This window comes from Gabonia massiliensis (assembly GCF_001403595.1).
Lineage (GTDB): Bacteria > Bacteroidota > Bacteroidia > Bacteroidales > Coprobacteraceae > Coprobacter > Coprobacter secundus.
The window spans coordinates 212,611-226,700 of the sequence record NZ_LN877940.1 but is presented as its reverse complement, the minus strand read 5'-3'; the positions used below and the strand labels follow the sequence as shown (position 1 = coordinate 226,700).

At 35.9% G+C, this 14,090-nt stretch carries 9 protein-coding genes; 7 read left to right on the top strand and 2 right to left on the bottom strand.

The window, feature by feature from the left end; all coding sequences use genetic code 11:
* The first annotated feature begins 16 nt into the window (after nucleotides 1–16).
* The 3 genes from BN2628_RS10985 (at nucleotide 17) to BN2628_RS10975 (ending at nucleotide 7,493) form a co-directional block, all read left to right on the top strand.
* Nucleotides 17–2,353: a S9 family peptidase gene (locus tag BN2628_RS10985; protein WP_055097254.1), complete on the top strand. Its 2,337-nt coding sequence runs from the start codon at nucleotides 17–19 to the stop codon at nucleotides 2,351–2,353.
* Between the two features lie 13 nt (nucleotides 2,354–2,366).
* Nucleotides 2,367–4,682 carry a S9 family peptidase gene (locus tag BN2628_RS10980; protein ID WP_044226619.1) on the top strand — a complete coding sequence of 772 codons (2,316 nt, stop codon included), beginning with the start codon at nucleotides 2,367–2,369 and terminating at the stop codon, nucleotides 4,680–4,682.
* Between the two features lie 111 nt (nucleotides 4,683–4,793).
* Complete coding sequence (locus BN2628_RS10975) at nucleotides 4,794–7,493, top strand: S9 family peptidase (protein ID WP_055097253.1); 2,700 nt, start codon at nucleotides 4,794–4,796, stop codon at nucleotides 7,491–7,493.
* 67 nt (nucleotides 7,494–7,560) lie between these two features.
* Here BN2628_RS10975 and BN2628_RS10970 read toward each other — a convergent pair whose 3' ends face one another.
* A complete protein-coding gene (locus tag BN2628_RS10970) occupies nucleotides 7,561–8,763 on the bottom strand; it encodes an MFS transporter (RefSeq protein WP_055097250.1) in 1,203 nt (400 codons plus the stop codon).
* Between the two features lie 52 nt (nucleotides 8,764–8,815).
* Entirely contained in the window at nucleotides 8,816–10,096 is a 1,281-nt protein-coding gene (locus tag BN2628_RS10965; protein ID WP_055097248.1) for a DUF2851 family protein, read from the bottom strand.
* 116 nt (nucleotides 10,097–10,212) lie between these two features.
* On the opposite strand from BN2628_RS10965, the gene dapB reads away from it, so the two are divergent.
* Genes dapB through BN2628_RS10945 form a run of 4 tightly spaced genes read left to right on the top strand, consistent with a single transcriptional unit; the run spans nucleotide 10,213 to nucleotide 14,086 of the window.
* Nucleotides 10,213–10,926: a 4-hydroxy-tetrahydrodipicolinate reductase gene (gene dapB / locus BN2628_RS10960; RefSeq protein WP_044226609.1), complete on the top strand. Its 714-nt coding sequence runs from the start codon at nucleotides 10,213–10,215 to the stop codon at nucleotides 10,924–10,926.
* A gap of 18 nt (nucleotides 10,927–10,944) precedes the next feature.
* Nucleotides 10,945–12,402 (top strand): signal peptidase I, encoded by a 1,458-nt coding sequence (gene lepB / locus BN2628_RS10955; protein WP_082002224.1) that lies wholly within the window; start codon nucleotides 10,945–10,947, stop codon nucleotides 12,400–12,402.
* Nucleotides 12,403–12,432: 30 nt separating this feature from the next.
* Entirely contained in the window at nucleotides 12,433–13,434 is a 1,002-nt protein-coding gene (lepB, locus tag BN2628_RS10950) for a signal peptidase I (RefSeq protein ID WP_074024143.1), read from the top strand.
* A 1-nt stretch (nucleotide 13,435) separates the two neighbouring features.
* Complete coding sequence (locus tag BN2628_RS10945; RefSeq protein WP_044226601.1) at nucleotides 13,436–14,086, top strand: WbqC family protein; 651 nt, start codon at nucleotides 13,436–13,438, stop codon at nucleotides 14,084–14,086.
* Nucleotides 14,087–14,090: the final 4 nt, after the last annotated feature.

Here is a 14,090-nt window from a genome sequence, read left to right as displayed (position 1 = left end):
CACACAAAACTTAACTATGAAACTAAAAATCTGGACATTGCTGCTTATAATTTTATCGTCATCAGCGATAACTTCTGCCCAGCAAAAGGCAAATTACCAACTTGCTGAAAAATTCAGACAATTTTCTTTGGGCAAACCCTTAAGTAAAATGAGTCTGACTATAACACCTAACCCAATCAATGACTCAGATAGGTTTTGGTTTGACTTTACTACATCAGAAGGTACTAAATACTACTTTGTAGACCCCGATAAAAGAGAAAAAAGTCTACTTTTTAACAATGCCGACATAGCTGAAGGTATAAGTTTAATCACTCGAGATGTCATCTCCCCATTCGATCTTAAAATCTCAGATATTAAATTCTCTAAAGACCTTTCTTCTATTACTTTCGAAAGACGAGGAAAAAAATATGAATACAACCGTAAGTCCAAAAAAGTTTCAGCTATAGAAGAAGAAGAAAAACAGGCAGATGATGACATCATTTTCTCTTGGATGAATTTCTCCCCAGACGAAAAATACATCATGTATGCTAAGAACCATAATCTTTATATCAAAGGAAATAAGAAAATGGGAATAGATACAACTGAAATACAATTGACAACTGACGGAGAACGCTACTATTCATTTGCTCGTAATTCTGAAAATGACGAAAAAGAAAAAGAAGTAGCAACAAACGCCCGGTGGTGCAAAGACTCCAGGCATATCTATATTATACGAGAAGACACACGAAAGCTAAAAGATATGTGGGTCATAAACTCCTTGACCAAACGTCCAACATTAAAAACATACCGGTACGAAATGCCCGGTGAAAAAAATCTTACTCAATTTGAACTTTGGATTGGAGATATAGAAAAGAAAAAGCTAGAAAAAGTAAACATAGAAAAATGGCCTGACCAGTACATTATGCCTTTGGCCGATACAAAAAAGGGAGAGATCTTTTTTGAACGAACCAAAAGAACTTGGGACGAAGTTGATATATGTTCCGTAAATACATCTACTCTAAAAGTAAAAGAAATTATACATGAAGAAGATAAGCCTTATCGTGACCCACATGCTCGTAGTGTCGCCATTTTGAATGACGGTAAAGATATCCTATTTCGTTCCGAACGTACAGGATGGGGACATTATTATCATTATGACGGAGATGGCAACTTGAAAAACACTATCACTTCTGGACAATGGGTATCTGGCCAAATAGCCGAAATCGATACTTTAGCCCGCACAATTTACCTCTATGGATATGGTAAAGAAAAAGGGATAAATCCATATTACTATATGCTTTATAAAGCAAATATAGATAAAGAAGGTGTAACACCATTAAGTACAGAAGACGGACAACATAATGCACGATTTTTAAAATCAAAAAAATATTATATAGATACTTATTCAAGAGTAGACAAGGAACCGACTATAGTATTAAAAGATAATAATGGAAAGGTTATTCTCGAATTGGCTAAGCCTGATCTCAAACCAGTATATGAAGCCGGTTGGAGAAAACCCGAAAGATTTACGGTAAAAGCAGCTGATGGTATAACCGACCTTTATGGCGTAATGTGGAAACCCGCCGATTTCGATTCGACTAAATGCTATCCGATTATTTCTTGTGTATATCCGGGACCTTATTTTGAATTTGTACCAACAGCATTTATACTGGACAACAGCTATTGTACCCGTATAGCACAATTAGGATTTATTGTTATTACAGTAGGACATCGAGGAGGTTCACCCATGCGGGGAAAGGTATATCACCGCTTTGGTTATGGAAACATGCGTGACTACCCCTTAGCCGACGATAAAGCAGCAATAGAACAACTGGCTCAAAAATACCCATTTATCAACGGTAAAAAAGTCGGGATATACGGACATTCAGGTGGGGGATTTATGGCCGCAGCAGCCATTTGTACATACCCAGATTTCTATACAGCTGCGGTCTCGTGTTCTGGAAATCATGATAATAATATATATAACCGTGGATGGGCCGAATGCTATCATGGAGTAAAAGAAACGGTAAAAACAGTAAAAGATAGTACTGGAGTAGAACATAAAGATTATTCTTACTCATGCAAAATTCCTACAAATATGGAAATTGCTAAAAATCTCAAAGGACATCTCTTATTGGTAACTGGAGACATGGATCATAATGTACATCCAGCTAATACTTATCGAATGGTTGACGCACTGATTAAAGCTGGTAAGAATTTTGACTTAATTGTATTGCCTGGTAGCGGACATGGATACTCCGGAGATTCTGAAAAATTTTTCGAACATAAAATGTGGAATTATTTTGCTAAATATCTTCTGTATGACGACCGTTCAGACTCCTGGGGTGAAATAAATGATTGTATTAAAGAATAAAAACTGATCAACAATGAAAAAATATTTCGTATTCCTGCTTTTGTGTCTGACTCCCATTTTCGGCACTTATGCACAAAAAATAAAACCCAACTTTAAATTAGCTGACAAATGGAGCAATCTTAGAGCAATGAATTTAGGAGATAACTCCCTTTCTTGCTTACCAACATTTATAAATAATACAGATAAATTCTGGTACTCATTCACAACCGATGAAGGGACAAAATACTATTTAGTGGACCCAGAAAAGAAAAAACTATCTCTGCTCTTCGATCCCCAAAAAGTAGCCATGCAGCTCAATGAAGAAAGCCGCGAAATATTTAATGACAAAAAATTAAATCTTTCTCATATAAAATTCAATAAAAAAGGGGATTCTTTTACATTCGAGCATGAAAATAATAAATATCGTTATAATCTAAAAACTCAACAAATCAGCAAAATAGATACTGTCAAACCTTGGAAAGGAATAGAGAGCTGGAAACAATTTTCCCCAGACAGCACTTATATCGTCTTTTCTAAAGGGGATAATCTTTTCATGATAAAAAATAAAGAAAAAGGTGGAGATGGGAAAGAAATACAATTAACCTTTGATGGAGAAAAGAATTTTACTTATGCCTACGAACCAATGGAAGATGACACAATCCCCACAACATCTATCGCCAAATGGTTTAAAAACTCAAAAAAAATATTTGCTTTACGAGACGATAACCGAGAACTAAAAGATCTTTGGGTTATCAATTCTCTCGAACGACCTCGACCTAAATTAATTACCTATAAATATGACATGGCTGGCGATTCGGAAAGCTTTTATACACATCTTGATGTAATTGATGTAGAAACCCGCAAAATAACCCATATAAAACTCGAAAAATGGCATGACCAATATGTCGAGGTATTATACCCTTCAGAGGATGGTAAACGTATCTATTTTAAACGTACCAATCGAAAATTTGATACTGTGGAGATATGTGTTGGAGATACAGAAACAGGAGAGGTCAAAACTTTAATACAAGAAATCGACAAACCTTATATCGATTTTAAAATGGCAAATGTTACCTTCTTAAATGATGGAAAAGACATTTTATTTCGATCTGAGCGCACTGGATGGGGACATTTCTACCTATATGATGGAGAAGGAAATTTCAAACACGCAATTACTTCCGGACCATGGGTAGCCGGCCCAATCAACAAAATTGACACTTTGAAAAGAACCGTTTACTTTTTTGGCTTAGGCAGAGAAAAAAATGTAGACCCGTATTATTACATGTTATATAAAGTCAATATTGACCACCCGGAATCTCTCGAATTATTAACACCTGGAAATGCTCACCACGCTTCTTCTTTTGTATCTAAATCAGGGAATTACATCATAGATAATTACCAACGTGTAGACCTTGCACCCTGTCCTGTCGTCCGAAACAAGCATGGAAAAATTATTATGGAACTTCCCAAACCAGATTTAAAGAGAGTTTATGCAGCAGGATGGAAAGCTCCAGAACGCTTTAGCGTAAAGTCTGCCGATGGAGTTACTGACCTATATGGAGTCATGTGGAAACCTTTTGATTTTGATTCGACCAAATGCTATCCGATTATCTCATATGTATATCCCGGACCTCAATTTGAATTTGTACCAACACAATTTTCCCTTATCCATGACAGAAATACCCGTCTGGCACAATTAGGTTTCATTGTGATATCCGTCGGACATAGAGGAGGAACACCAATGCGAGGAAAAGCATATCATACATACAGCTCCGGACGCTTGCGAGATTATCCCTTAGCCGACGACAAATATGCCATAGAACAATTAGCCCAAAGGTATTCATTCATCAACGGTAAAAAAGTCGGGATATACGGACATTCAGGAGGAGGATTTATGGCTACAGCAGCTATCTGCACATATCCGGATTTCTATTCGGCTGCAGTATCTGCCGCAGGAAACCATGACAATACTATCTACAATAAATGGTTTGTCGAGGTTCACAATGGAGTTACCGAAATTCCTGATACCATATCCGGAAAGAGTTCATGGGAAGTAAATGTCGGAACTAATATGCAATTGGCAAAAAATTATAAAGGAGGACTGCTACTTGTAACAGGTGATATCGATAACAATGTAAATCCGGCACATACCTTCCGCATGGCAAATGCTCTGATAAAAGAAGGAAAAAATTTTGACATGATGGTGCTACCCGGTAGTAAACACGGTTTTACCACAGCTGATGATGTTTTTTACGAACACAAATTATGGTTCCATTTTATTCGCCATCTTATGGACGATAATAGTGCCGACTGGTTCTCTGGAATAAAAGATTACAGAGATCAAAAATAAATATAAATGATTTATCATAATAATTTACCTGTATTTCTATGTTTCCAATAATGAGATTATTGGAAACATAGAAATACAGGTAAAAAATAATAAAAAAATCAAGTAATAACAATGGTCAAAAACTCTTTTATTTGCGGTATTCTCTACGGGATATGCTTGGCCTTCTTATGCAATATATCCGGTCAAGCTGAAAAAAAATCATTAGAAATAGATGCTTATAAACGCTGGAAACGTGTAGAATCTCCCAATATTTCTTCCTCGGGACGCTGGGTGACCTACCATGTCACACCACAAGACTACAACCAGAAAAGCGAAAAGAAATTATATCTATATGACACACAAAAGAAACAGTATGATTCCATTCCTAATATCGACCAAGTAATATTTTTATACAATGACCGGTATTTGATGTACGAAACGTCCGACACTATAGGTAATACTCACACCATGTTAATGTCTTTGAAAGATAAAAAAACAAGAATGTGGCAATATATAGAACCACTATCTCCTGTCGGTCAAACTGTATATTCTGCATCAACAATTTACATTCCGAAAGACTCCATAAAAAAGACTCCTCAATTTAATCGTTTGATTATCCGTAATATCGAAACGGGAGATTCTTTACATATCGACAGTATAAAAAGTTACAATTTTTATAATCACAATAAATCCATAATATTCATTCAAAAACACCAACAAGGAAATCAAATCCTTTATGGCCCTATAGCTGGTCCATATAAAGTTCTATATCAAGGAGATGAAAAGTATCCTGAGCACTTCAATTTTTCAGAAAAAACTCTCACCGGCTCATTCAATATAGGAGAAGATTCTCTTTGGTACAATTTCTCATTAAAAGAGAAAAAATATAATTTATTATTAGACAAAAAAGAAATCCCCATTCCTACTGGAATGGAGATACATAAACTTAATCTTGCCAATAATAAAAAGTATTTTACTCTTGAACTTAAACCTATAATAACAAATAAACAAAATACTGTTGATAAGAAAAAAAATAAAAATTCTGATTCAAGTTTTGAATTAGAATTATGGACTTGGAATGAATACGAAGTACCGACAACTCAACGAAAAAGCCGGTACAACAAACAAGAATACGACAAATATATCTACATACCCGAAAATAAAAAATTGGTTATGGTCGCCCCCGCAAAATTCGATGTATATTACCCTTACGACTGCGACGATATCCGCTTTGTTATCTCTACTGATGATGGACCTTATCTAAAGGATAAAGAGTGGGTAGATGATACTCCCTTTGATATATACTTGACTGATTTATCTACAGGAAAGCGGCTGCTCGTCGGAACAAAATACCGAAAACGTCCAGAATGGGGTCCCAAAGGCAAATACGCAATCATGTACGATCCTATAAATCATATTTGGAACAAAATAGATGGAACAACAGGAAAAGTATCCGATATATCAACTGCTACAGGCGATCAAATGTACTATAAATTATATGATAAACCTGCCCCTGCACCATCATATGGAATAGCCGGATGGATGGCTGATGGTAATTCTGTTTTATTATACGGAGAATATGATTGGTGGAAAATTGATTTGACAGGGAAAGACAAGCCCGAATGTTTCACGCAAGAATACGGGCGTAAAAATAAAATGTCTATACGTAAGATTACCTCAAATTTTGATACTAAAGTTTTCTCCCCTAATGAGAATATTTTAGTCAAACTATTCAATCATATCACCAAAGAAGAAGGCATTTATTCCCTTAGTGGAAATGGGAAATTGAAGAAATTAGCTTATGGCCCTTATCAATATTCTATCCATAAAATATCAGAAAATAAAAGATATTGTATATGGGTCCGCCAAAATATAGATGAGTTTAGAGACCTGTGGTGGAGCAAAATAGATTTTTCCAATCCAACACGAATAACAAACGCTAATCCGCAGCAAAGTGAATATAAATGGGGAACTGTAAAAGTGGTCAAATGGACCAATTATGAAGGAAAAGAAAACGAAGGATTACTCTACTTACCCGAAAATTATGATTCAACCAAAAAATATCCGACACTTGTACAATTTTATGAAACACATTCTAATGATGCTTATGTTTATCGTACTCCCGGACTAAGTAGCGCTATGGCCGATATTATAACTTTCGTAAGCAATGGCTATATTGTATTTACTCCTGATATCCATTTTACAATCGGTATGCCTGGAAAAAGCTGCTATGACGCTGTAGTAAGTGGTACACAAATGCTAATTGATAAAGGGATTGCTACTCCTGGGAAAATAGGTTTACAAGGACATAGTTGGTCTGGATTCCAAACGGCCTATCTGGTTACAAAAACAAATATGTTCGCTTGTGCAAATATAGGAGCACCGATAGTTGATATGGTTACTGGATATCTAAGTATTCGTAATGGCAGTGGTATGCCTCGTATGTTTATGTATGAAGAAACTCAAAGTCGAATGGGTAAAACTCTTTGGGAAGCAAAAGACAAATATTTAGCTAACTCACCTTTATTAGATGCTGATAAGATAGAAACCCCTCTGCTGATATACCACTGCGATGCTGACGAAGCCGTTCCTTATGAACAAGGACGAGCCTTGTACCTGGCCATGCGTAGACTAAGAAAACCCGCTTGGTTATTAAATTATAAAAATGAAGGTCATTTTCTTTCAGGAGAAGGTGCTCAAAGAGACTGGACTATACGAATGACACAATTCTTTGACTATTATCTAAAAGGAACAAAAGAGCCACGCTGGATGAAAGAAGGTATTAATATCAACGAACGGGGCATAGACCAAAAATATGACTTAATTCAATAAAATCTACTTTTAACATAAGAATATAAAAAGCTCAGAATATTTTTATATCTGAGCTTTTTTATTCCCTCTATTTCCTCTTCCCTAAATTAGGAAGAAAACCGGTAACAATACCAATAAGGGGCAACCAGGAACAAACATGATACATATATTCAATGCCTCTGTCATCAGCAATGTTGCCCAAGACTGCCGATGCAATACCAGCAATGCCAAATGCCAATCCAAAGAATAAACCGGCAATCATACCAACCTTTCCCGGCAACAACTCCTGAGCATAAACTAATATAGCGGAAAATGCAGAAGAAATAATCAAACCGATGAATATACTCATGACACACGTTCCCATCAATCCCATATAAGGCATTACCAATGTAAATGGTGCAGCCCCTAATATCGATACCCAAATTACATATTTTCGGCCCACTTTATCTCCAATAGGCCCACCAATTAATGTTCCTACCGCGACAGAAAACAAAAAAGCAAACAAATAAAATTGTGACGCTTGTACAGATATACCGAACTTATGGATCAAATAAAAAGTATAATAACTATTAATACTGGCTAAATATACATATTTTGAAAAAATGAGTATCAACAAAATGCATAAAGAAAATATTATTTTACGATGAGATAAACGTGCGTTTACTTCTTTTACTTTATTGGCTGCACGTTGGCGCAAAAAATACAAATTTCGTTTATACCAACGGCTGATAGGGAACATTACTCCAATACACAAAAGAGCTACGACTGTAAACCATGCAACATTTCTCTGCCCAAACGGTGCTATGACAAGAGCTGCTAACAGTGGACCTAAAGATCCCCCTAAATTCCCCCCTACCTGAAAAATTGATTGAGCCAAACCCGGCCGACCTCCTGATGCCAAATATGCCAAACGTGATGCTTCCGGATGAAAAATAGAAGAACCTATCCCTATTAATGTAACCGATATAAGCACCATACCCAAAGAATTTGAAAAAGCTAATAGAAATAATCCACATAAAGTAGAAGTCATCCCTACCGGTAATGAATAAGGTTGTGGCTTTTTATCTGTATACCATCCTACTACAGGCTGAAATACCGACGATGAAAATTGAAAAACCAATGTTATTAGTCCTATTTGAGAAAACGACAGAGTCAATGATTGTTTTATCAGTGGATAAATAGCTGCAATAAGAGTTTGTAATGTATCATTCAACATATGGCTCAAACCTAAAGCCAATAAAACAGAAAATGCAGTACCTCCTGCAGCAAAACTTCTCGCCTGCTTAGTCATAACTTTCTACCTTAATATCTTTTGAAAACCCAGGCAAAGGTATGAAAAAACATTATTTCAGAGCCATTTGAGATAATAGTTTATGACCTATACGACAATAAAGACATTTACGGGAATCACAATATATTTTATGTAATTGAATCAAAGCTTGACTTTCTAATGCATTCTTAGTTTGAATTCCAACCTCACGAAACTGACGAATAATCATATTTTCTTCAGGACGTAAAGACTCCAAAAGAAATAAAGCCCGGTCACAATATAAATCACTACCCACTTTTATACCATAACTATACAACAATGGAGCCACAGTATTTATCAAGATTATATCAATTGCCGTATTCCCTAAAACTTTTATCACAGAAGGAGATTGCTGTCCAAATGCATAATGGGTATCCCAATATCCACTCAATCGAAAATGAAAAATATCCCGAAATTCCTTCTCTTCCTTTCTTTCACAAATCTGAGAAAATAAAGAAAAACCTTGATGTATAATTTGAGCAAGAATTGCAATCCGCTGATGAGGAAAATTTGCTGGCCGTAATCGGAAAAACTTCCAACTGTCACCATTAATCGGAGTTAAACCAAATTTATTTTTTAAAAATGCATATTCATCACACAAGCGATTATAATAAACATCATCCCCACATACCTCTCGTTCTAAAAGACCAGCTTGTCCAAAAAGAAAAGCTTCAATCTGGAATAATGAATCAGCATGTTTTTGCATAAATAAAAGGGGCAAACTGCGGGCCAAACGTTCAAATGTATCACTGTTTGTTCCGAAACCTAATGTTCTGGAAAATGTAATATAACAAACGTCTTCCCAACTCCCTTTATACATGTCTAACCAGTTCAATATACGATCCGATTTCTGCTGCAACCTTTCAATCGAAAGAGCACCTATCCAATCAGGCAAAAGAAGAGGAGGCAATTCGGCCAAACGGTGACCGCAAGGTAAAAAAGCATCACGCTGCACCAAACGCACATAGTCCTCTCGAAAGCGTGGAGAACACTCCATCTCAAGTTGGGGAATAGGTTCCCCATTCATACGAAAAATCTCACAATCAGCTTTTTCCACAACATGTAATATAACAGAATCGTATGCTTTATCCTGCTGATGATTATGTCGCAACCAATCAGATGAGCGTTGATGTATCTCTACATTACCCGCCCACAATTTCTCTCCAATTTTAATTTTAGCATTAAAAAAATCTGGTCCGGAATCTGTATTTTGCCGTCCAGGGTCAATCACCTGTACTCGTAACCCATCTGTTGTCTTCAATTCTTTTGCCGAAAATAAACGATGCAACCAAATATAATACATCAGCTTTTCCATAAAATGAACCTTTTATATCTGAAAAATCAATTGACTTTCATTATATTTGCAAGATAAACTATATCTTCGAATCTGAGAAGAAGGGTACTGATGTTTTTAAACAGAATTTGTAAAAAATGAAATTAGCACTGATAGGATACGGCAAAATGGGCCGTACAATAGAAAAAATAGCCCTATCCAGAGGGCATAAAATTGTAAGTATTATCGATGTCGACAACCAAAATGATTTTACATCTGAAGCTTTCAAAAGTGCGGATGTTGCCATAGAGTTTACCATGCCTACAGTTGCAATACAAAATTATCGCAAAGCTTTTGAGGCCCATGTTCCTGTAGTATCCGGAACCACTGGATGGCTCGAACACTTACCGGAAATAAAAAACGCTTGCGAAAATGGCGCAACATTCTTTTACGCATCAAATTTCAGTTTGGGAGTGAATATTTTCTTTGCCGTGAACAAATACTTAGGAAAAATAATGAAGGGCTTTCCCTCGTATCAGGTAAAAATAGAAGAAACCCACCATATTCATAAATTAGATGCACCCAGTGGAACAGCCATAACTTTAGCAGAAGATATAATTAAAACAATCGGAAGAAAAAACAAATGGACTGGAAATCAAGATGCTAAAGACGACGAAATAGAAATAAAATCCATACGAGAAGGAGAGATTCCCGGAATACATACTGTTATTTATGAGTCGGATGTAGATACGATAAAAATTACACATGACGCAAAAAGTCGGGCAGGCTTTGCTCTCGGTGCAGTTATCGCAGCAGAATTTACATGTGGTAAAAAAGGTTTTTTGACTATGCAAGACATGCTTAAGTTTTAATTAAAAACAAAGGAAAAAATGGAAAATCAACCCCATAATAATATAAAATCAAGACAGGAATCCCCAAAGAAATGCCCTTTCCACGGAATACCTATTTCACGGTGGATACGTTTTGGTTTGGCTTCATTAATTTTAGTAGGATTTGCCATATGGTTAAATAATTATACCGTATTGCTCCTACTTATCCTTTTTGTCGATATATATCTTACCCGATACATACCTTGGGGATTCTGGCGAAAATCCAAAAATAAAACATTCAGAAAAACAATGGAATGGGTAGATGCCATCTTATACGCCTTAGTTGCTGTATACCTTATCAACACCTTTTTCTTTCAAAACTATAAAATACCCTCTTCCTCTTTAGAAAAATCTTTATTGGTGGGAGACTATTTGTTTGTTAGCAAACTAAGCTTCGGACCTCGTGTTCCCAACACTCCCCTATCCTTCCCTCTTGCCCAACATACCCTTCCCATAATCAATACAAAATCATATATTGAAAAACCCCAATGGCCTTATCACCGATTGAAAGGAACCGGTACTGTACAACGTAACGACATTGTCGTTTTCAACTTTCCAGCCGGAGATACTGTCGCCTTAAAAATACAAAATCCAGATTATTACACCCTTTGTTACCGAGAAGGTCGAGAGGTTGTCAACAGGAATAAAGATATATTTGGAGAGATAGTTTTTCGGCCCGTAGACCGTCGGGAAAATTATGTAAAGCGATGTATTGGAATGCCCGGCGACACCTTCCAAGTCATCAATAATCAAGTCTATATCGATGGGAAAAAACTTAAAAACCCTGAAAATATGCAGCTCAACTATTATGTTATGACCAATGGTGTACGATTAGGAGAACAAAATTTCAGAGACTTGGATGTAAGTGTAGATGACAGATATTTAATAAATGATGACGCCAATTACAATCAAATATTGAGCTACCTTGGATTCACTCCGAATGCTGACGGAAGCTTCAATCCCGTTTATCGATTACCTTTAACACAAAAAGCTTTGAACAAAGTAAAAGGATATAACTTTATTACTCAAATTAAAGGAGAACCGGGTGAATTTGGAGGAGAAACATATCCTTTAGGATATAACGAAAATTGGACTCGTTCCGACTATGGTCCCATATGGATTCCCAAGCGGGGCGCAACATTAAACTTGACTTTAGAAAATTTACCTATATATGAACGTGTGATAAGAAACTACGAAGGTAATAGTCTCGCTATCAAAAATGATAAAATTTATATCAACGATAAAGAAACGAATCAATATACCTTTAAAATGGATTACTACATTATGTTAGGAGATAATAGGGACAACTCGGCCGATAGTCGTTCTTGGGGATTTGTTCCAGAAGATCATATTGTTGGTAAACCATTGTTCGTATGGCTGTCCTTGGATAAGGATAGAAAATGGTTTGATGGATGGATTCGTTTTAATCGTCTTTTCAAATCGGTTGGACGAGAATAATCAATTCTCAGACTATACAGGAATACAATTGTGAAGAAAAGAATAAAAATCAATTGGAAACTGATTCTCATGATTCTGATAACTGTATGGCTTATTAGAAATATATGGGTTGAATTATATCGCATTCCTCATAACCAAATGGAAGAATCTTTATTAGGTGGAGATAATTTATTTATAAATAAATGGAGCTACGGGCTAAGATTACCTCAAACCCCAATTGCTGTCCCCTTCTTTCAAGACTCCATTACTGGAACAAAGATGAAGTCATATTCTTCAATCCCGTATTTTCCCTACTACCGTATTTTCCCAAAGGAAGTAAAACGAAATGATATTATTGTCTTCAACCGACCGGATATCAAAAATCTCTCCATCCCTATAGACAGGAGAAAAATTGCCATAGGCCGGTGTGTCGGATTGCCTGGAGACACAGTGCGCATGTATAACGGGCATCTTTATATCAACAGGAGAGAAATTGCACAGCCCCCTCATGCAAAAGAATCATACTTGATACCAGATTCTTTAGAGTATAAATTTCAAAGTATATTACGACAATTAAAAATTGCAGACCCCGGGTTTGAAACCATCAAGGGAAACCGAATCCGTTTTTTCCCAAAGTATCAAGCCGCCCAGATACAATCTTTTTACAATACCAATACTATACTTATTCCCATACACTTAAAGCGAAATAATTTTACAATCATATTACCTCGTGTTGATGAACCGGTGCAAATTACACCTAAAAATATAAACTTAATTTATCCGCTTCTTGTCATCCATGAAGGACGCAGTATTATTAAAAAAGGCAATCATTTGTTCGAAAACGGTAAAGAAATATACTATTCCCGCTTCACTCAACCTTATTATTGGATTATGGGAGACAATAGAGAAAAAGCAACAGACTCTCGCACATTCGGAGCTGTGCCACATTCTCATGTTATAGGAAAAGGGGCATTTATCTGCTTTTCCTTTGACCCCCAACGACCATTTTACAAAGCATTAAGGTATAACCGTATATTCAAAACTATTGACTAAAATGTATGACATAGCCTACTTATCAACAGCATATCTACCTCCAATATCATATTTCAGTAAATTATATCATTATAATCAAATTGAAATAGAAATATATAGTAACTACACAAAACAGACCTACCGAAACCGCTGTAACATTATAGGTGCAAACGGTATTATGCCTCTTTCCATACCTATCATAAAACCTCTACAATCAAAGTCCCCAGATAAAGATATACGCATATCTGACCACGATAATTGGCAGCACCTACATTGGAATGCGATTGTCTCAGCTTATGGATCTACACCATTTTTCGAGTATTATCAGGATGATTTACTCCCATTTTATAAAAAGAATTTGAAAGGATATTTTCTACTCGACTTCAACAGTGAACTCTTAAGTACAATATGTGAATGGCTTAACATCTCCCCCGACATTCATTTCACAAATCAATATAAAATAACATTTACATCCAAAGAGAAAGATTTCAGAGAAACCATACATCCCAAACACTCCAATGATAAAGAATTTATACCTTTAAAATATTATCAAGTCTTTAAAGACAAATATGGATTTATTCCCGACATGAGTATCATCGACTTAATATTCAACATGGGGCCTGAATCAATATTGATACTAAATAATTCAATAAAAAAACATATAAGCATATGAACAA